Origin of the sequence: Sodalis sp. RH19 (assembly GCF_047324215.1) — a bacterium.
Taxonomy (GTDB): domain Bacteria; phylum Pseudomonadota; class Gammaproteobacteria; order Enterobacterales; family Enterobacteriaceae; genus Acerihabitans.
Map to the genome: position 1 here is coordinate 4606443 of NZ_CP178734.1, position 19880 is coordinate 4626322.

General features: G+C 58.0%; 22 protein-coding genes. 8 read left to right on the forward strand and 14 right to left on the reverse strand.

Features of this window, described 5'->3' with window-relative positions:
• Positions 1-256: 256 nt before the first annotated feature.
• From ACL2XF_RS20760 to ACL2XF_RS20785, 6 genes are all read right to left on the reverse strand, one after another.
• On the reverse strand, positions 257-646 hold the full coding sequence (locus tag ACL2XF_RS20760; protein ID WP_413727453.1) for a hypothetical protein: 390 nt from the start codon (positions 644-646) through the stop codon (positions 257-259).
• Positions 647-943: 297 nt separating this feature from the next.
• Positions 944-1873: a LacI family DNA-binding transcriptional regulator gene (locus ACL2XF_RS20765; protein WP_413727454.1), complete on the reverse strand. Its 930-nt coding sequence runs from the start codon at positions 1871-1873 to the stop codon at positions 944-946.
• The gene (locus tag ACL2XF_RS20770) at positions 1857-2192 is read right to left on the reverse strand and encodes a PTS lactose/cellobiose transporter subunit IIA (protein WP_410012875.1); all 336 of its coding nucleotides are present in this window, start codon (positions 2190-2192) and stop codon (positions 1857-1859) included. Before ACL2XF_RS20770 ends, ACL2XF_RS20765 begins: the two co-directional genes overlap by 17 nt.
• Positions 2189-3583, reverse strand: a complete 1395-nt coding sequence (locus ACL2XF_RS20775; RefSeq protein WP_413727455.1) for a glycoside hydrolase family 1 protein — start codon at positions 3581-3583, stop codon at positions 2189-2191. The genes ACL2XF_RS20770 and ACL2XF_RS20775 overlap by 4 nt, the downstream gene beginning before the upstream one ends.
• Before the next feature lie 92 nt (positions 3584-3675).
• Complete coding sequence (locus ACL2XF_RS20780) at positions 3676-4995, reverse strand: PTS sugar transporter subunit IIC (RefSeq protein WP_413721747.1); 1320 nt, start codon at positions 4993-4995, stop codon at positions 3676-3678.
• A 28-nt stretch (positions 4996-5023) separates the two neighbouring features.
• A complete protein-coding gene (locus tag ACL2XF_RS20785; protein WP_410012878.1) occupies positions 5024-5329 on the reverse strand; it encodes a PTS sugar transporter subunit IIB in 306 nt (101 codons plus the stop codon).
• Positions 5330-5622: 293 nt separating this feature from the next.
• Between ACL2XF_RS20785 and ACL2XF_RS20790 the strand changes: the two genes are divergently transcribed.
• The 5 genes from ACL2XF_RS20790 to ACL2XF_RS20810 all read left to right on the forward strand — a co-directional run bounded on the left by ACL2XF_RS20790 (position 5623) and on the right by ACL2XF_RS20810 (position 10021).
• Positions 5623-6222 (forward strand): DUF3313 family protein, encoded by a 600-nt coding sequence (locus tag ACL2XF_RS20790; RefSeq protein WP_413721746.1) that lies wholly within the window; start codon positions 5623-5625, stop codon positions 6220-6222.
• Positions 6223-6421: 199 nt separating this feature from the next.
• Entirely contained in the window at positions 6422-7303 is an 882-nt protein-coding gene (rfbA, locus tag ACL2XF_RS20795) for a glucose-1-phosphate thymidylyltransferase RfbA (RefSeq protein WP_410012880.1), read from the forward strand.
• Positions 7300-7863: a dTDP-4-dehydrorhamnose 3,5-epimerase gene (rfbC, locus tag ACL2XF_RS20800; RefSeq protein ID WP_413727456.1), complete on the forward strand. Its 564-nt coding sequence runs from the start codon at positions 7300-7302 to the stop codon at positions 7861-7863. The genes rfbA and rfbC overlap by 4 nt, the downstream gene beginning before the upstream one ends.
• 4 nt (positions 7864-7867) lie before the next feature.
• On the forward strand, positions 7868-8734 hold the full coding sequence (locus ACL2XF_RS20805) for an SDR family oxidoreductase (protein ID WP_410012882.1): 867 nt from the start codon (positions 7868-7870) through the stop codon (positions 8732-8734).
• Between the two features lie 6 nt (positions 8735-8740).
• A complete protein-coding gene (locus ACL2XF_RS20810; protein ID WP_413727457.1) occupies positions 8741-10021 on the forward strand; it encodes a glycosyltransferase in 1281 nt (426 codons plus the stop codon).
• A gap of 48 nt (positions 10022-10069) precedes the next feature.
• Here ACL2XF_RS20810 and ACL2XF_RS20815 read toward each other — a convergent pair whose 3' ends face one another.
• Genes ACL2XF_RS20815 through ACL2XF_RS20825 form a run of 3 tightly spaced genes read right to left on the reverse strand, consistent with a single transcriptional unit; the run spans position 10070 to position 13064 of the window.
• On the reverse strand, positions 10070-11008 hold the full coding sequence (locus ACL2XF_RS20815) for a glycosyltransferase family 2 protein (protein ID WP_410012884.1): 939 nt from the start codon (positions 11006-11008) through the stop codon (positions 10070-10072).
• Positions 11009-11053: 45 nt separating this feature from the next.
• On the reverse strand, positions 11054-12112 hold the full coding sequence (gene rfbB, locus ACL2XF_RS20820; RefSeq protein ID WP_413721743.1) for a dTDP-glucose 4,6-dehydratase: 1059 nt from the start codon (positions 12110-12112) through the stop codon (positions 11054-11056).
• Between the two features lie 4 nt (positions 12113-12116).
• Positions 12117-13064: a glycosyltransferase family 2 protein gene (locus ACL2XF_RS20825; protein WP_413721742.1), complete on the reverse strand. Its 948-nt coding sequence runs from the start codon at positions 13062-13064 to the stop codon at positions 12117-12119.
• A gap of 277 nt (positions 13065-13341) precedes the next feature.
• Between ACL2XF_RS20825 and ACL2XF_RS20830 the strand changes: the two genes are divergently transcribed.
• Positions 13342-14121, forward strand: coding sequence for an ABC transporter permease (locus tag ACL2XF_RS20830; protein ID WP_410012887.1), 780 nt, complete (start codon positions 13342-13344; stop codon positions 14119-14121).
• Between the two features lie 31 nt (positions 14122-14152).
• Positions 14153-14872: an ABC transporter ATP-binding protein gene (locus tag ACL2XF_RS20835; protein ID WP_413727458.1), complete on the forward strand. Its 720-nt coding sequence runs from the start codon at positions 14153-14155 to the stop codon at positions 14870-14872.
• A 15-nt stretch (positions 14873-14887) separates the two neighbouring features.
• Here the strand turns inward: ACL2XF_RS20835 and ACL2XF_RS20840 are convergent, their stop codons facing one another.
• Positions 14888-15676, reverse strand: a complete 789-nt coding sequence (locus ACL2XF_RS20840) for a sulfite exporter TauE/SafE family protein (RefSeq protein ID WP_413721741.1) — start codon at positions 15674-15676, stop codon at positions 14888-14890.
• Between the two features lie 181 nt (positions 15677-15857).
• Between ACL2XF_RS20840 and ACL2XF_RS20845 the strand changes: the two genes are divergently transcribed.
• The gene (locus tag ACL2XF_RS20845; RefSeq protein ID WP_410012890.1) at positions 15858-16649 is read left to right on the forward strand and encodes an AraC family transcriptional regulator; all 792 of its coding nucleotides are present in this window, start codon (positions 15858-15860) and stop codon (positions 16647-16649) included.
• Between the two features lie 11 nt (positions 16650-16660).
• On the opposite strand, the gene ACL2XF_RS20850 is transcribed toward ACL2XF_RS20845, so the two are convergent.
• The 4 genes from ACL2XF_RS20850 to ACL2XF_RS20865 form a co-directional block, all read right to left on the reverse strand.
• Entirely contained in the window at positions 16661-17086 is a 426-nt protein-coding gene (locus ACL2XF_RS20850) for an ExbD/TolR family protein (protein WP_413727459.1), read from the reverse strand.
• A 21-nt stretch (positions 17087-17107) separates the two neighbouring features.
• Positions 17108-17863, reverse strand: a complete 756-nt coding sequence (locus tag ACL2XF_RS20855; protein ID WP_413721739.1) for a MotA/TolQ/ExbB proton channel family protein — start codon at positions 17861-17863, stop codon at positions 17108-17110.
• Positions 17864-17922: 59 nt separating this feature from the next.
• Positions 17923-18756 carry a TonB family protein gene (locus ACL2XF_RS20860; protein ID WP_413721738.1) on the reverse strand — a complete coding sequence of 278 codons (834 nt, stop codon included), beginning with the start codon at positions 18754-18756 and terminating at the stop codon, positions 17923-17925.
• A 153-nt stretch (positions 18757-18909) separates the two neighbouring features.
• Positions 18910-19869, reverse strand: a complete 960-nt coding sequence (locus ACL2XF_RS20865; protein ID WP_410016677.1) for a FecR family protein — start codon at positions 19867-19869, stop codon at positions 18910-18912.
• Positions 19870-19880 lie beyond the last annotated feature (11 nt).

The following is a 19880-nucleotide window of genomic DNA, read 5'->3' on the forward strand; positions in this document are numbered from 1 at the left end:
CACCCTTTCAGGTCTCTTATCTATCATAGCCGATACGTTGATGCCACGTTTACATTTGTTTACAATGCATAAATGCGCCGTTGGCCGCCAACCCGCGCATGCCGACGGCAGGATAGCATGGCTGTTTGGCGCAATCCGGCCGCTCCGGCGAGAATTAGCCGGACTGTCGGGCAGCTTGCCGTGATGAGAAACCAGGAAAGGTCAAGGCCTGCAAAAATGGCCGGTTATAGACCGGCCCTGAAATCACTGGCTTGACTTATTGCGCGGTTGCGGACAATTTTAACTGGATATCCTTATCGAGGTTATTTATCCAGTTATTATAATTGCGGTGAATATGGCCTTTGCCGTCTGCCAACAGATTTTTACTGGCAATATAATTGATCTTATAACCGGTAGCGCTGTAGACGATTTGAATATCGGCCTGATGGCCGCGCAGGTCAAGCCGGCCGTTAATGATACCGGGCTGGACCGGGGTCATTTTCCATTGCCGCGCCAGGCCCGCTTGTAAAATAGCGTTTTTTACCCGATCGTCGGAATAGTGGGCCGCCAGCGGGGTAGTGACGTTGGCGATGGCGGCGGTGCGGGCGCAGCCGGCCAGGGAGATAATACATACCAAAAAAACAACAGCCGGTTTTAAAAGATTCATTTTCTACATTTCCCTGTAAATGATTTAAGTATTAATGGTGTCGGTAAAGTTTCTTTAGGTCAGTTTAATAGACTAATAAAAAAATTAACGTGCTGATGGAAAGCCGCTAAAGAAATAGTTTTATCCTGATGATGTCCGCTGCGGCGTAAACATCATAAACAACCGGGCCGGGGATGTAAATATCGCTATGCAGGGGTGAAGGACCGCCCGCAATTAACAGTTATCATTTACAGGTACGGGTATGTTTAATAACGAGGTGATAACCGATGCAGGCCCGCCGCCGCCGGCGCGGGCGTTTTATCCAGCCACCAGATCGCCGCGGATCACCAGCGGGCCGCGGCCGTCGGTATCGGTTATCATCGCCAGCGCCTGTTCCGCCAGTTTTTCCAGGGGGTATTCAATGGCAGGCAGCGGCCGCAGGGATCCGGGCAGGGGCGTGGCGCCATCCAGGCTGATGATGGCCAATTGCTCCGGTACGTCGCGCCGGTAGGCGTGCAGTACCGAGATGGCCTCCTGGGCGTCGGCCTGGTTCATGACGACCAGCCCGTTGAACGGGGTGCCGCTGTTGATCAGCGCCTGGAGCGCCGCGCGTGGCGAGGGCGCGCGGCAGGCGACCAACCGGCGGTTATAGGGCACCAGATGGTATTCGAGCCCCTGGCGGTAGCCGTGCAGCACGTTTTCCGCGGTTTCGCCGTCGGGGTAGTTCAGCAGCGCCAGCTGGCGGCGGCCGTGGCTTATCAGGTACTGGCAGGCGGTTTCGGCGGCAAAGGCGTGATCGAAGCTGATGCTGAGCGCGCCCGGCGCGTTCAGGCAGTCGATTAGCACCACGCTGCCGTCCAATGGCGGTAGCTCAAACCGCGCGCCGATAACAATCATGGCATCGCATAACCCCCGCCCCAGCGACGATACGGCGCTCTCGACGCCGGCGGCGCTATCGGCAAAGCGCAGCAGCAGATGCTTGTTATGGCGGCGGAACTGTTTTTCCAGCGCCGGCAGGTAGTTCACCGCATGCTGCATGGACTCCATCGCGCAGATGACCCCCACGCAGCCGGTGGACTGGGCGCTTAGGGACTGGGCAATCAGGTTGGGCTGGTAGTTCAGCGCCTGGGCGGCCTTCAGCACCGCCTGGCGGCTCTCTTCCCTGACGCCGCGATTACCGCTGAGCACACGGGATACCGTGGCTTTTGATACCCGCGCCAAACGGGAAACATCATTTATGGTCGCCATAATCCTGCTGTGCTTGTTGCCGTTGATAAAGTATCACCATCTCATTAATCAATTCCCGCGCCAAGATGGCATTCATTAAATGATCCTGCGCATGCACCAAAATCAGGGTCATGGGGATTTTGCCTTCGCCCTGGTCCGCGCCGATAAGGCCGGTCTGGAGGCGATGGGCGGCTTTGATAAAGTTATCCGCGTCCGCCAGCAGCATCCCGGCGCGGTCGACATCGCCGTCGCGGGCGCAGGCCAGCGCCGTCATGCACAGGCTGCGGGCTTCGCCGGCGTTGACCAGCAGGGTCATTATCGTGGTTTCCATATCTATCATGTACTTTCTCCGTCAAAGCCGTGATTGCGCGCCACGCCGGCAAACCAGCGGCCGCTTTTTTTCACCGTGCGCCGCTGCGTGGCGAGGTCGAGCTGCACCAGGCCGTAACGGTTTTTATAGGCGTTGCTCCAGGACCAGTTATCGATAAAGGTCCACATATGATAACCGAGGCAGCGGCTGCCCTCCGCCAGCGCGCGGTGTACCCAGATAAGATGTTCGCGTACGAAATCGATGCGATAGTCATCCTCGATCCTGCCGTTTTGCATAAAACGCAGTTCATCCTCTACGCCCATGCCGTTTTCGGAAATAAAACAGCGCGGGTTATGATAGTTTTCCCGCAGGTTGGTGAGAATATCGTAGACGCCGCGCTCGTAGATTTCCCAGCCGCGCCAGGGATTCATTTTACGCCCGGGCATCTGGTAATGATCGAACAGCCATTCGGGCATAAACGGGCTGTCGGGGTTGACCTGGTTCATCCGGCACTGCACCCGGCGCGGCTGGTAATAATTGATGCCGAGCAGGTCCACGATGCCCGCGGCCAGCAGTTCGTCGTCGCCGGGACGGCAGGCCGGCAGTTGATCGTAACGCGTCAGCAGCGCGATCAGCTCCTGCGGATAATGCCCGCGCAGCGCCGGGTCGAGGAAGCTGCGGTTAAACAGCAGATCGGCGTTATTCGCCGCCGCCAGATCCGCCGGGTGCTGCGAGCGGGGATAGGAGGGGGTCAGGTTGAGGATAATGCCGATGTCGCCGTCCCGGCCGTCCTGGCGAAAACGCCGTACCGCCGCGGCGTGCGCCAGCATGGTGTGATAGGCCACGGTGGCGGCGCGTTTGAAATCCACCACGTTGGGATAGTGGAAATCATATAAATACCCCCCTTCCACCGGCACGATCGGTTCGTTAAAGGTAAACCAGTGCCTGACCCGATCGCCGAACAGGGCAAAACACCGGGCGGCATAATCGGCATAGGCGTGCACCACCTGGCGGTTTTCAAAGCCGCCCAGCGCCTGCATGCTCATCGGCATATCGAAATGGAACAGGTTAATAAAAGGCGTAATGCCCTGCGCCAGCAGTTCGTCGATAACCTGGTTATAAAACGCCACCGCCTGCGGATTGCAGTCGCCCCGGCCGTCCGGGATCAGCCGCGCCCAGGATATCGAGGTGCGAAAGCTGTTATGGCCGGTTTGTTTGAGCAGGGCGATATCGTCGCGCCAGTGGCGGTAAAAGGTCGAGGTATCCCCCGGCCCGACCCGTTGGAAAAAACGTTCGGGCTGCAAGGCGTACCAGTGATCCCAGACGGTGGCGGCTTTGCCGTGGCCCAGGCTCTCGCCCTCGGTTTGCGGCGCCGAGCTGGCGCTGCCCCACCAAAAATCAGCCGGAAATTGATACTGCATAAAATGATCTCCATGTCATGCCGGCGGCATCGGGCGTCTTGCCTGCTCCCTTCCCGCCGGCTGGATCTGCCGGGGTTTATGGCGTCACGCCGTCACGAATCCAGCGCCATGCGCGCGTCCGCGGCCAGGCTCTCGTCCTGTTTTCTCAGCAGCGCGCGTTCGTAGGCTTTCAGGAACGGGTAGTACATTACCGCCGACATCACCATACAAAACAGGCACATGATCACCGGGCTCAGGGTCCAGTTGGCGGCCCAGGACGCGCCGATGGGCGCCGGGGTCGTCCAGGGGGTCAACTGCACCACCTGCGCGACCCAGCCCAGTCTGGTGGCGGTCCAGGCGAAGGTGGCGTTAATCATCGGCACCAGGGTAAACGGGAGGAACATCACCGGGTTCATGATAATCGGCGTGCCGAACAAAATGGGTTCGTTGATATTGAAGAAGCTCGGCACCACGCCCATGCGTCCGATGGTGCGCAGATGGACCGAACGGCTGACCAGCAGCAGGAACGCCAGCGGCAGGGTGGACCCGACGCCGCCTATCAGCAGGTAATGATCCCAGAACCCCTGCAGGTAGATATGCGGCAAGGGGGTGCCCGCGGCCAGGGCGCTTTGGTTCAGCGCCAGGTTGGTCATCCAGAAGGGATTCATGATGCCGGTGACGATCAGCGCGCCGTGGATACCGGCAAACCACAGGATCTGGCATACCAGCACCGACAGCAGCATGGCGGGCAGCGAGTCCGACGCGGACACCAGCGGCGCCAGCAGCTGCATAATGGCTTCGGGAATGATCATGCCGGTGAAATGCGCCACCAGCAGGTTCAGCGGATGCAGGGTGGCGACGATGACCACCACCGGGATCAGGATTTCAAACGAGCGCGCCACGCCGGTCGGCACCTCTTTCGGCAGCCGGATGGTGACATGGCGGCGTTTTAGCCAGGCGTACATTTCGCTGGCGTAGATGGCGGCAAGAATGGCGGTAAAAATGCCCTGGCCGGAGAAATAGGCCACCGAAATCTGTTTGTCGTGATAGGGAGCGGCCACCAGCAGGAAGGCCATAAAAGACAGCAGGCCGGTCATGATGGGGTCAAGCTTATCATGCTTGCCGAGACTGGCGCCGATGCCCACCGAGATAAAAAACGTCATCACGCCCATGCTGAGATTAAACGGCAGCATCAGCTGGTCGCGATAGCGCACGGAAAAATCCAGCCAGCCGCGGGCGAAACGCCACTGGGTATCGGGTGAAAACGGCGGAAAAATAAACACCAGCATAAACGAGCCGATAATCATAAACGGCAGCGCGGCCAGAAAGCCGTCGCGGATGGCGATAATGTGTTTTTGCTGGCCGACGCGACCGGCCATGGGGGTGATATAACGCTCAATGACCTCGACCATAGCTTGGTAAAGAGTACTCATGGTGTCGTCCTGTTTTGATTATGCGCGGTTATTTAATCAGGGAAAGGGCGAAATCCAGCACCTTGTCGCCGCGCTGCATGCCGTAATCCATCATATCGATGGCGGCCACCGGGATATCCTGCGCCGCCGTTTTGGCCGAAAGCGAAGCCAACATATATTTGACCTGCGGACCCAGCAGCACCACCTGGTAGCGGGCGAACTGCCCGTCGAATTCGCTCACGCCGTAGGCGTCGATTTTCACATCCAGCCCGCGTTTTTCAGCCTCGGCCTGCATTTTTCTCACCAGCATGCTGGTGGACATCCCGGCGGAACAGCACAACATAATGCTTTTCATTTTCAGCCTCTGGGGAAAGGGAAGTTACGAGCGCCATTGGACACAAAACGGAAACCGGTTTCCATTCATTTGCGCCGCTTTTGTGAGGCCACTCAAGTAAACGGGGCGGGGCGGGTGGGAATGTGTGAAGCAGCTCACGCGGCCAATGCCTGGCGGGTGCCAGGGGTTGGCCGGACGCGCCCCATGGCGGTAATTCGCCGGCGCCGGCGGCCGGGGTCGCTTTCTCCGGCGGCGGATGATAATTTGGTGGGCATCGGCGCGGCAAGCGGCCAGGCATTATCACCGGAGTCAATATGCGTTATCAGCGTCAGCGGACATTAAGCCTGGCAGCGGCGGTCCTGCTGTTATCGGCCTGCAGCACCACCATGCCGACCAAAGCCAGTGGGTTTCTCGGTTCCTACGATCGCCTGGCGCCATCGCCCGACGGCAGCCAACGCAGGCTGCGCACGCCGTATGCGCTGGATCCGGCGCATACGGTTATCGCCACGGTGGAATGGCGGGTAAAGAAGGGCGATTCGCTGTCCCCGCTCGAGCGCGCCAGGCTGCTCAACGAACTGCGCGCGGGACTCCAGGCGCAGATCAACCGCCTGCCGGCGGCGGCTGAAGGCCGCCCGGCGGAAATCCGCGCCGCGATCACCGATATCGCCACCGTATCCCCCTCGTTAAACGTGCTGAGCGTGGCGATGTTTGCCGCGCCCCTGGACCGGGGCGGGGCGTCGGTGGAAATCGAGGCGCTGGATCCCGGCTCCCGCCAGCAGCTGGCGGCCATCAGCATCGGCTATTTTGCCCCGCTTAGCGATCTCAAGGCGCGGTTCAGCGCCCTCGCCCCGGCATCCATTGCGCTGAATAAGGCGGCCGCGGAATTCGGTCCGTTATTACGTCCGGCCGATTGAGATAATAATAAGTTTCCGGCGCGCGGGTATTTATTCTCGCCAAATACGCTATATTAAGGGAATTGCACCGCAACCAATAAAATTGTATTCAAAGAAAATAGGTAACGAATAGTTAATCGTCAATTTTTTTGCAATATTTCCGTAAACTCTATCCCCATATCCTGGGCAGGGTGCGCTCCGAGCGTTGAGGACTATTTAAATGGAACGGAAAGGAATCATTCTCGCCGGCGGCGCTGGCACACGCCTGCATCCTGCCACCTTGGCCATCTCTAAACAGCTTTTGCCCGTATTCGATAAACCGATGATATATTATCCGCTAAGCACCCTGATGCTTGCCGGTATAAAAAATATATTAATTATTTCCACCGAGCAGGATACGCCGCGCTTCCAACAATTGTTAGGCAGCGGGGAACAATGGGGAATCAATCTGAATTACCAGGTACAGCCCTCCCCCGATGGCCTGGCGCAGGCGTTTATCCTGGCAGAATCATTTCTGAATGGCCACCCCTGCGCCCTGATCCTGGGGGATAATATCTTTCACGGTCATGATTTGCCAAAACTGCTGAATACAGCCATGGGTTGCGATAAGGGGGCCTGCGCCTTCGCTTATCACGTCCATGACCCGCAACGCTACGGTATCGTAAAATTCGGCCCGGGAGGAAAAGTCGTCAGTCTCGAGGAAAAACCGATCAATCCTAATTCCACCTGCGCGGTAACCGGACTGTATTTTTACGATGAGGAGGTCTGTGAATTAACTAAAACGTTAACACCTTCACCGCGCGGTGAATTGGAAATTACCGATTTAAACCGGCTCTATCTGGAAAAAGAGGCGCTGACGGTGCACGTCATGGGCCGGGGATACACCTGGCTGGACGCGGGCACTCATACGGCATTATTGGAGGCGGGGCAATTTATCGCCACGCTTGAAAGCCGGCAGGGATTAAAAGTGTCTTGCCCGGAGGAAATTGCTTACAAACAACGGTGGATCGACGAACGGCAGCTTGCCGCGCTGGCCCGGCCGTTAATGAAAAATAGTTATGGACAATATCTGAAATTTTTACTGGAAGAAAATACGCCATGAAATTCACTCCCCAGTCTATTTCCGACGTCGTGTTAATTGAACCCACGTTATTTGCAGATGGACGCGGTTATTTTTATGAAAGTTTTAATTTGGAGAAATTCCAATGGGCCGTTAAGCGCGACCTGTGTTTTGTCCAGAACAATGAATCTTTTTCCGGGCAGCATGTGATTCGCGGCTTGCATTATCAAATTCACCGGCCGCAGGGCAAACTGGTGCGCGTGGTGGCGGGAGAGGTATTTGATGTGGCGGTGGATTTGCGCCGCCAGTCACCGACTTTCAGCCGCTGGACGGGAGCGCTGCTGTCCGCGGACAATCACCACCAGCTGTGGATCCCGCAGGGGTTTGCCCACGGATTCCAGGTCATGTCCGCCACGGCCAAACTGCAATATATGGTGACGGATTACTGGTGTCCGCAATACGACCGCTGCATCCGTTTCGACGATCCCGATATCCGGGTGACATGGCGGGAGATCACGGCGCCCGACGGCGGACCCGTTGAACCGACATTATCCGCCAAGGACCAGCGCGGCAACCTGCTGGCCGATGCCGAGGTATTTTAACGTTATGGAAAAAATATTCCTTACCGGCGGTACCGGCATGCTCGGTAGCTATGTCACCGTCACGCTTAACGATCGCGGCTACGAGATTATCGTTGCCGATCGCCGCCATTTCGATTTAGCCAATCACAAGGCCATCTATGACTACGTAAAAGAGATCGCGCCGGATGTGGTCCTGCATTTTGCCGCCGAAACCGATGTGGATCTCTGTGAGCGCGAACCGGCGCGGGCCGGCATCTGCAATCACCTGGCAACGGAACAAATCGCCAGGGCGGCCCAGGCCTGCGGTGCCTGGATGTTATATATTTCCTCGTCGAACGTTTTTGGCGCCGAGGGCAAGATAAGCTATAACGAACTGGATATCCCCCTGCCGACCAATTATTACGGACGCTCGAAACTTAACGGCGAAGAGGCGGTCAGGTCCAACTGTCCGGATAATCACCTGATATTGCGCGCCGGCTGGATGATAGGTGGCGGTCCGGGGAAGGATCATAAATTTGTCGGCAAGATTGTCCGGCAAATCAAGGAAGGCGCTACCGAACTTAAAGCGGTCAGCGATCGTCTGGGCAGTATTACCTCCGCCGGTCAGTTGAGCGCTTTTATTATGAATGCGATGGCCCATCGCCAGACGGGAACCTTTCATTTTGCCAGCCACGGTACCATCAGTCGTTTTGATATCGCGCGCGCCATCGGCGATATATTAAAGTTCCAGGGCGATATCGTGCCGGTGGAGTCGTCCCGATTCCCTTTGTCCGCGCCGCGTCCCTTTTCCGAGGGCATCCAATCCATTTATCTTCCGTCGTTGGATACTGCGTGCGCACCGGGTTATTGGAAGGATGATCTGGCAAGCTATGTTGCCTCATTTCAGGGATGAAACGGCATGATAAAAAGTAAAATGCACTATTTTTTTCACTATGCCCGTGAATTTGGCTATGGCAACGCGCTGATATTTTCGTTATTCAAGCTCTGTCCCCGCTTTTTTGTTTTATTGCATCAAAAAGTCAATGCCGGCACGAATACGGTGTGGCCGGAAATGGCGACGGTGGACCCTGTCGTTTCCGCTAGCGCCGTGCTGGATTATATCCCCTGGACCGCCTATGGCGGCGCGCCGGTTGCCGCCCGCAGTAAAGAGGAACGGCCGGCCTTTATCTGGTTTGTCCCTGATTGGTCTAATGTCTGGGGCGGGGGCCATTATACCTTATTTCGTTTTGCCAACCATTTTGCTAAATATGATACCCGGAATATTATATTTATTTATAACAATGAACGCCACGCTTCTCCGGCGCAATTGCAGGACGAGCTAATGCAAGCCTTGCCAGGCTGTTTATTGGAAGTGATTACCGATCCCGCCCTGCTTCCCGCGTGCGCCGGCGCTATCGCCACCACCTGGCAATCCGCATACCAGGTGCGGGCATTTCCTTTCGCGCGCCAGAAATTCTATTTTATGCAGGATTATGAAAGCCTGTTTTATGCCTATGGCACGGCGTCCATGCAGGCCAACGCCACCTATGGTTTTGGTTTTACCGGTATTACCGGCGGGGGCTGGCTTAAGCAATGTTACGAGTCCCATGGCGGCCGCGCGCGGAACTATGTGTTTGCCGCCGATCGCAACATCTTTTATCCGGCGGTGGGCGAACCGAGGGTGCGCAAGACGGTATCTAGGCTGTTCTTTTACGGCCGGCCGTCTACGGAGCGCCGCTGCTTCGATTTGGGCATGGCGTCGCTGAAGAAAATCGCCCGCCATTTCCCCGATGTCGACATCGTGATTGCCGGCCTGGACTTAAAAGCCCGCCCGCCGTTCCCGGCCACCCTGCTGGGCAATATGACCCTTAAAGATACCGGGGATCTGTATCGCACCTGCGATCTGGGCATGGCGTTCTCCGGTACTAATCTGTCGTACCTGCCGGTGGAGTTAATGGCCTGCGGCGTGCCGGTTATTTCCAATAATGGACCGCAGGTGGAGTGGTTTTGCCGCCATGGCGTCAACGCCTGGCTGGCGGATCCCACCCCGCAGGCCATGCTGGAGGCGTTTACCGCGCTCTATCACGATCGCATGCTGCGGCAAACCCTGGCGGACGGCGGTTTGGCCGCCATGGCGCCGCTGGACTGGGAAGGGCAGATGACGGACATCTATGAGTACGTCGCGGCTAATAGCGGATGACATAGCCTGTTTTCCCACCCGGCTTGGCGCGGGACAACCGCGCCGGGCCTATTCTCCCGGCGTAATCTTGCCGCGGTCAATCATGCCCTCCACCCCCATTACGCCGTCCCGGATGCCGCGCAGCATCATGCGCAGGCGCCGCGCCCGACGCTTGCCGGCAAGCAGGAAGAAGACCAGGAACAGCGCCAGACGATAAAGATGGGCGAGACGCCAGGTCATGCTCATCGGCGTGCGGCGTACCATAACAAGGGTATTGCGGAAGAGATAATAATTTCTCAGCGGGTTATGTTGCGGCACCTCGCGCCAGCGGCCGCACCAGATTTTGACTACCCCGTGGCCTAACGTATGGCGCAGAACCGCCTGCTGCGCGCCAAACAGGCGGTAGCCGCGGTGAGCGGCGCGAAAGCACCATTCGGTATCGACGTGATCGATAAAAAAGCCGCTGTTCATCAGGCCAATCTCCCGCAGCGCCGTGGCGCGGATCAGCATGCCGGAGGAGATAAGGAAATCTGTTTCCGCGTAGCCCCCGCGGCGGGGATAGCGGCGGCGAATAAACAGGCTTTGTTTGCGCACGAAGCCTGAACGGGTGGCGGTGCGTCTGTCCACTTGGGTCGGACCGACCGCGCCGACCTGGATATTGTCGGCTAAGAGCCGGGTTTCCAGCAGCAACAGCTGCGCCACCATATCGGCGGCCGGGATACTGTCGTGATCCAGCAGCAACACATGGGTGCAATGCAGGTCCAGCGCCCGCCTGATGCCACGGTTCTGGGCGGCGGCGATGCCGAGATTGCCGGGCTGGGGCAGGATATGCCGGCGCGGCGAGCCGTGGGCGAATGCCAGCAGGCCCGCTACGCATGCGGCGGCGGATCCGTTATCGACGATCACCACTTCCTGTACCTGCCCGCCGACGGCGGCGAGCAGTTCGGACAGCACGTCCGGGTCGGGATGATAGGTGACGATTACCGCGCCAACACAAGGCGAAGCCATGTTTCTATACGTCCCGACGCGTATCCACGGACATCAGGGGCAACATCATAAATACTGTTTCTCCACCCAGCGGGTATACGCGCCGTTGACGACGTTGCCGACCCAGTCCTGATGGTCCAGATACCATTGTACGGTCTTGCGGATGCCGGTCTCGAAGGTTTCCGCCGGCCGCCAGCCCAGTTCGGCCTCGATCTTCGTGGCGTCGATGGCATAACGGCGATCGTGCCCCGGCCGGTCTTTGATAAAGCGGATTTGCCCGGCGTAAGGCTTGCCGTCCGCCCTTGGCCGCAGCGTATCAAGCAGGAAGCAGATTTTAGTTATTACATCGATATTGCTATGCTCGTTCCATCCGCCGATGTTATAGGTTTCCCCCACCCGGCCGGAGGCCAGGACGCAGCGAATGGCCGCGCAGTGATCCTTCACGTATAGCCAGTCCCTGATTTGCCGTCCGTCGCCGTAGACCGGCAGGGGGTTGCCGGCCAGCGCCTGGTGGATCACCAGCGGGATCAGCTTTTCCGGAAAATGATACGGGCCATAGTTGTTCGAACAATGGGTGGTAATCGCCGGCAGGCCGTAGGTATGGCAATAGGCCCGCACCAAAAGATCGCTTGCCGCCTTGCTGGCGGAATAGGGGCTATTGGGCAGATAGTTATCGGTTTCACGAAAGGCCGGCGCGCCGGCGTCCAGGGTGCCGTAGACTTCGTCGGTGGACACGTGAATAAAACGAAAACCGGTCCTGACGGCGCTATCGGCGCAGTCCAGGTATAACCGCACGCTGTCGAGTAAATTGAAGGTGCCGACCACATTGGTCTGGATAAACTCGCCGGGGTTGAGAATGGAGCGATCGACGTGGCTTTCGGCGGCAAAATGGACCACGCACCGGGGCTGATAGATTTTCAGCAGACTGTCGACCACATCGCGATCGCCAATATCGCCACGGATAAAGATATAGCGCGGATCGTCGGCCAGTCCCGCCAGGTTTTGCCGGTTGCCGGCATAGGTCAGCTTGTCGAGGTTGATTACCCGTTCGTCGTGCTGCGCCAACCAATCCAGGACAAAGTTCGCGCCGATAAATCCCGCCCCGCCCGTTACCAATATACTCATAGCCTCAAATCTTCCTGAAAATCACGGCGAAAAATAACCCTATATTTCCCAATAGAGTCTGACGATAGATGCCGGTCTGCTTTAACACTTTCAACCTGGCGAACAAGGGCACATCACGGCCGCGGATAAAGGTATGCAGCAGCCCGATGTTTTCCCGCTTCAATTGATTTTTGGCCAGCAGCAGCGCCATGATATTGCGATCGACCCACTGGCGAAATTCGCCGCGCCATAACATCTTGAGGCGGCGTATTTTGTTGTTAACGCCTTTATTGGTGCCCACCAGATTATTGGCATGCTGGCGATAGCGTACCGACGGATAGTCGTCATAAATCACGCAGCCGCCGCAGCCGGTGACCAGCAGATAGGTCCACCAGTCATGGGAGACAATATTGACCCGCCCGGCTTCCAGCAGCAGGCCGCGCGCCGCGTGGTTAAATATCATGGTATTGCCGCCGCCCAGGCTTTGCGTCAGCGCGTTGGCAAAACTCGGCGGCTTGCGAAATAACGGCGAAAAACCGATTTCACGGTTGCATTCATCCACCAGCCGGGTTCTGGAGCAGTACATGGCAGGCTCCGTCTGTCCTTTGGGCGCGAGAATAGCCAGCGCCCGCGCCAGTTTATCCGGCTCCCAGATATCGTCCTGATCGGCGTAAGCATAATAATCCGCCTTGATTGCCGGGTTACATATCAGCGACAGGAAATTGCCGGCGAAGCCCTGGCGCGGACCCGCCAGCAGGGTAAGCCTGCGCGCGCCGCAGCGTTGCGCGAAGGTGGAAATTATCGCCAGGCTTGCGTCCTGCGAGCCGTCGTCGGAAATCCATAACGACCAATCATTGCAGGTTTGCCGCGCAATGGATTCCAATTGCATAGCAAGAAATTCCTGAGCGTTGTAGGTGCCCATCACTATTGCGACCTTATTCCTGTCGGCGTTCTGCGGCTGCAAGGTATCCAAACGAGTCCCTCTCCCTCTCCGGCAAATAATGGCCTCGATACGGCGATGAGGCAGGCATCCATTGCGGAAATGCTAGTACAGGAATGGTCGCCGGCGCAGGGAATAGAGTGTTTACCCGGGTGAAAAAGATATTGCGGCTGTAGCAATTGGTGGCGTGCCGTTAAATCACTACACTGGGTGCCACGGAGGCGGGACCTGATGACGCCCCCGGGTCCGGGCAATGCCGGACGTGAACTTTTATCCTTTCTACCACCGCGCTTTAGGATGAGCCGCCGCAATGGACTTTGCTTTTAACGACTTGCTTAACAGCCTGCGCCACCTGCCGCTGATCGGCCATTTGGCCTACAGCGACACCAAAGCGCGGTATAAGCGCAGCATGCTGGGGCCGCTGTGGCTCACGCTTGGCGCGGCCATCGGCGTGGTCGGCCTGGGCCTGGTCTGGAGCCAGTTGCTCAACCAGGAGCGCAGCCAGCTTATCCCTTCGCTGACCGTGGGATTGCTGTTATGGCAATTCATCTCAGGCTGCGTGACGGAAAGCACCTCGGTGTTTGTGCGCCAGGCGCAGATTATCCGCAACCTGCAATTGCCTTTTTTTATCCATCCCATCCAGCTGATGGCGCGCCAGTCCATTACGCTGCTGCATAACCTGATAGTGCTGGTCCTGGTGCTGCTGGTCTATCCCCAGCCGGCGGGATGGGTCACGTTGCTCTGCCTGCCCGGCCTGGCGCTGGTGCTGGTTAACCTGCTGTGGATGTCGGTGCTGTTGGGGTTAATCGGCGCCCGGTTCCGCGACGTGGAGCAAATCGTACAGTCGCTGATGCCGATAGTCTTTTTCCTGACGCCGGTTATCTATAAGGCGGGCCATGCCGGCGTGAACCAGGCGATTATCTGGATGAATCCTTTTACCTATTTTATCGCCCTGGTGCGTGAGCCTCTTTTCGGCGCGGCGCCCGGGGCCTTTGTCTACCTGACGGCGGGGGCCATGGCCGTGCTGGGCTGGACGGCGACGCTGATACTGTTTAACCGCCGCGCTCCGCGTCTGGCATTTTGGATTTAACCGCGCGGTTCTTTGGGGTGGAACTCTTCTTATGGCATCTCTTGTCTTTGATAATGTCACGGTCGCGTATCCGATTTACAACGCCCATGCGCAATCCCTGCGTAATCAGCTGGTCAGGATCGGCACCGGCGGCCGCATCGGCAAGGGCGCCGGCGCCATCGTCACGGTGACCGCGCTGGATCGGGTGAGTTTTCGCTTGCAGAGCGGCGATGCCGTGGGGTTGATTGGACATAACGGCGCAGGCAAGAGCACCCTGCTGCGAACCATGGCCGGCATTTACAGCGCTACCGCCGGCGTGGTGACGCGCACGGGGTCGGTGGCGACGGTGTTCGAGCTGGGCGCAGGCATGGACCCCGAACTGTCCGGTTATGAAAATATCATGCGCATGCTGCTGTTGATGGGGCATTCCCGGGCACAGGCCAGGGCCGCCATGGCGGATATCGAGGATTTTAGCGAACTGGGCAACTTTCTGGCCCTGCCGGTGCGCACCTATTCATCGGGGATGACCATGCGGCTGATGTTTGCCGTGGCCACCTCGGTGCGGCCCGATATCCTGCTGATTGACGAAATGTTCGGCACGGGCGACGCCGCTTTTCGGCATAAGGCCGAGACGCGCATGCAGGACTGGATTGCCGGGACCGATATTTTTGTTTTTGCCTCCCATGACCTGGGATTGGTCAAACGGTTGTGCAATCGCCTTTTCCGCCTGGAGCACGGCGCTATCCATGAGGAGGATATCCAGGCGCTCTGACGGTCGCCGCGCATCCTAGAGCGCGATGGCCAGCAGCACCGCCGCCAGTAAACCGACGTATATCCCGGCATGTAGCGCGTCGTTTACCGGCGGGATACACTTTTTCGCCAGCCAGATGCCGCTAAAACCCGCGATAATCAGCAAACCCAGGATCTTGAGATTGATAAAACCGATATAATCCAGGCCCCGGTCGCGGCCCCACGCCGCAACGGCGTATATCGCCGAACCCGCCAGCGCCACCGGCAGGGATAAAGGATTGGCAGCGCTGACGCAATGCTTCATCGCGTAGCCGTGCCGGCGCAGTAAAGGCACCGTCATAACGCTGCCGCCCACGCCCAGCATGGCGGCAACGGCGCCGATGGCGAGACCCGCTCCCGCCGAGACGGTGCCTGACAAGCGTTTTTCCGCCGGACGGTCGAGAAAACCGCGGCGAAAAACACAATCCATTAGGGTCAGCAGCATATAGAGAATAAACAATACCCGGATGATCCGATCCGTTAATATTAAGGATAATAGCGCGCCGCCCAGCGCACCCGCGGCAATAAAATAGATCATCGGCAATACGGTTTCTTTTAGCAGGCCCCCCGCGCGCCATTGCATGATAGTGGCATAACCTGAATTCACCACCATCACCGCCGTCGAGGTGGCGACCGCGATATGCATAGCCTCATGAGATAGCCCGGGCGTGGCCGATACCAGATGATAAACGAAGGGCACCACCACAAAACCGCCGCCGAAGCCGAACATAATGGTGGTAATACCGGTGAGCAAGCCGGCGGCGAGTATGATGATGATTTCGTTCATATCCTATTTCCTGCGGTTAATGATGCCTGATAGCCCTGGCGGTGAATAAGCAAGGCTTGGGGTTATTCCGGGCGGGTTTATACGGGGCAGGGGGATAATAGGCGTCCGTGGCGGCGTTTACTTGATATTACCAATCAACTATCATCGAGATTCGGTTATTTCACGTCATGCCGGGCGGTGAATGTACAATATTGCTATAAACGATGTCGATCATGTGGCGCGTCCGGTCGTCGCCATCGGCACTGATTATCCGCGGGGGTTTTTCCTGCCCGCCCACCGGCACCGGCGCGCGCAGCTGCTGTACGGCGCGTCGGGCGTGATGCATGTCCGCACCCGTACCGGCAGTTGGATCGTGCCCCCGCAGCATGCGGTCTGGGTGCCGCCGGAGATGGAGCACAGCGTACGTTTCGAGGGGGTTTCCACCCGCAGCCTGTATATCGAACCGGAATCGGTCCGGCCGCTGTTTGCCATAGACCGTTGCCGTATCGTCACGGTATCCCCCTTGCTGCGCCAGCTGCTTATCGAGGCGGTGGCCGTAACGCCGCTGTATGATCCGGCGGGGCGCGACGGACAGTTGATTAACCTGTTGCTGCATGAGCTGGCGCTAATGCCCGGCGTACCGTTTGATATTCCCTTGCCGGAGGATGCGCGCCTGCTGGCGCTGTGCCGGCAGTTCCTCGAACACCCGACCATACACCAGCCGTCGGAAGAATGGGCGGCGCGGTTTTTTATGAGCATCAGCACCTTCAGGCGTTTTTTCCGCCAGCAAACCGGCATGGCTTGCGCGCAATGGCGCCGCAGGGCATGTGTCGTACTGGCGCTGGCCCGGCTCGCCGACGGCGAACCGGTCACCGCCATCGCCTTCGATCTCGGTTACGAAAGCAGCGCCGCGTTCGCCACCATGTTCAGACGCGAACTGGGTCATGCGCCGTCGATCTACTTCCCGCAGCGGATGGGGTTGGCGCAAAGCTGACGGCGGCGAGCTCAGGCACCGTGTTTATCGACGATAAAATCAAACTTGGTCAGACCGACGCTCTGTGCGCTGGTCATGATAAATGAGACGCGGCCATATTCCGACGCTTTATCGGCGTAAATGCGCAGGTGGGGAAGTTGCGGCAGTTTTGCGGTCTCTTCCAGCCGGGATTTAAAGGTAGCGTCATCCACCGCCTGCTTATCCCAGGCGATACTGCCGTCGGCCATGACCGAGATATCAACGGATTTAACGTCTTTATCCACCACGCTGGCATTGGCTTTGGGCAGATTTACCTTTACCGAGTGATTGATCACCGGCAGGGTGATCATAAATACAATCAGTAGCACCAGCATGACATCGATAAACGGCGTCATATTAATATCGTTGACCAGGGGCTCTTCGTCTATCTCGAATTGTGAATTACCGGATATGCTCATTTTTACTCCTCTCACTTGCCTTTACATCGACTGACCGGCGCGAAACGGCTGGACACGATTACCGGCCGTGGCGTCGCCGGCCCGCAGTTCGGTGACATCGCCGGTGGTAATACGCGAGCCGGTGAGATAGTAGGCATGCAGATCGTGGGCGAAGCGGGCGATGGCATGCTGCAGGCCGCGGTTGCGCCGGCTGATGGTGTTGAATCCCAGCACCGCCGGAATAGCGACGAACAGGCCGAACGCCGTCATGATCAACGCTTCGCCCACCGGGCCGGCGACGTGGGCCAGATCCGGCTGATCCGCCAGGCTGATGGACTGCAGCGCATGATAGATGCCCCAGACGGTACCTAATAGCCCGACAAACGGCGCGGTGCTGCCGATGGAGGCAAGGATGCCAAGGCCCGCTTGCAGACGCGCGCTGCTGTCGTCGATACTGTTTTTCAGGCCGCGCGCCAGCCAGTCGCTAATATCCAGATTATTACTGATACTGGTCTCTACATTGTATTGGTGAGACATCGCGGCATGGCCGGCGATCGCCAGTTCGCGAAACGGATTGTTGCCGCCGTCGCCCAATGAATCAATGGCGGACGGTAAATTCTTTTCGCTCCAAAACCGGTTTTTAGTGCGCTGGGCGATTTTACGCAGTCCCGCTCCCTGGATGCATTTAATCACAATCACCGACCAGGACATTACGGACATGACCAGCAGCACCAGGGCCACCGCGCGGGTGATTATGTCGCCCTGCTGCCAAACGTGCTCAATGCCAAACTCATTCATTTTGCTACCTCGATTATCAAAAAAGGCTATCGGTAATATTCATGCGCCGCCCGTGAGAGCTAGCGGGTTAATTTAAACGTAATGGGCTGCACCGTCATAACAGCGATCGCCTGGCCGTTTTCCACATAGGGGTTGCAGCGTATCCGGGATACTGCCGCCATTGCCGCCTGATCCAGGTCGTCATAACCGCTGCTGCGCGCAACGTCGCTGCGGCCCAGGGTGCCGTTGGCGTTGATCACCAGCCGGATCAGTACCTCGCCTTCCTCCTGCAGCCGTTTTGCCTTGCGCGGATAGTCTGGCGCCGGTACCTGGCAGCCGACGGTGGAAACCGTCTTCGGCACGGCATTGGGCACGCTTTTCAGCATTTCACCCTGAGAGGTCGCCGGCAGGGCCGCCTGGTCGGCGACCTTGGCATTTTGTAGCGGTGACGGCTTTGCCTGTGCTTGCGAACGAGATATCACCGGCTCAGGCTTGGGTTTTACGATGATTTTGGGTTTCGGCTTGAGCTGCGGTTTTGGCGGCGGCGGTGTTTCCGGCTTGATTTCCGGCGCAGCCACAACCGGAGCCGCCTCGGTTTGCGCCACGTCGCGTTCGCCGTTATCCGCGGTCAGCACCGGCGGCGTTTCAGTAACCTGGGGCACCGGCGGCGCCTCGGGCTGCGGCGCTTCGACCATGGTCACCTCGACGCTGGTCTGCTCGGCGGGATTGATGATGTCCAGCGGTCGATATTGCGTGGTATGGGTAATCGCCACGGCAATCAGCGCCAAATGCGCCAGCACCACGGCGGCAATGGTTAATTTAGGCTGATGATTTTTTTTCGGCGCCGAGGCGAGCGCGGACAACAGCGTCGCCGTCGCCGTCAGTGCAGGCACTTCGATTTTATCTTTCAACATCCGGTGCTGTGCTTTCACCCCTACCTCGTGATAAATCCTGACTGCCCGCAAATATGTATTACCAGCAATCTCTGGAAGACTTATTTTCTATGTGCAACGAGGAATAAAAAGTGACACCGGCGTTGGCAAAAAAAAGCGCAGAATTGAAAAAAATCATGCGTCGGCCGCGGTGATGCGGATCCAATAGCCGGTGGTGCGGGTAATGGCAATCGGCATGGTCTGAGCCAAGGCGTCGAGCGCATAGGGTACATCGTCCAGCGGGAAGTTGCCGCTGACGCGCAGATTGGCTATCGCCGGATCCAGGCGGATAACCGCCGGGCTGTAATTTTTCAGCGCAGCGATCACCGAGCTTAACGGCGTATCCCTCACTTCCAGCCTGCCCTGGGTCCAGGCTATTTCCGCGTAAGGGGAAATGCCCACCGGCATCAACGTATGCTGATTAAACCACAGGCCGTGGCCGGCCCCGACTTGTTGGCTGCCGCCGCGCCGGTTCGTCACCTTTACCACCGACTCCAGCACCGCCAGATGAATACCCCCGGATTCCTGGCGTACGTGAAAAAGTCCCTCCCCGGCCAGGATTTGTCCCATGGCGGTATTGACGCTAAACGGGCGATTGCCGTCGCCCACCACGCGGGCAATAATGCCGCCGGTGCGTAACTCAACGCTGCGCACGGTCTCGCTGAGGGAAATATTCAGCGCCGTGCGGGCGTTCAAATCCAGGGTGCTGCCGTCATCGAGCTCAATACGCCGCCGTTGGCCGGTGTCGGTATGCACATCGGTCAACAGATAGGGCAAAGGGTATTTTTGGTTTACCACCGTCCCGCCGACCATGGCAATAGCGGCCACGCCCAGCGCGTTTTGCAGGAATTTACGCCGGCTGGAAGGCGCCAGCAGAGTCTGGCGCACGTTTTCCGGCGGCATGGCGTGCGTCAGGAACTGGATTTTACCCAGGGTGGTTTCAATTTTGGCGCAGGCGGCGTCATGGCTGGCATCGGCATAACGCCAGCGTTCATATTCCCTGAAATCCTCCTCCGTGGCTTCGCCGGAACGCAGCAGCACCATCCATTCAATGGCGTGCTGGGCGGCGGCGTCGGGATGCTGGGTTAATTTTATCATGCGTTGTT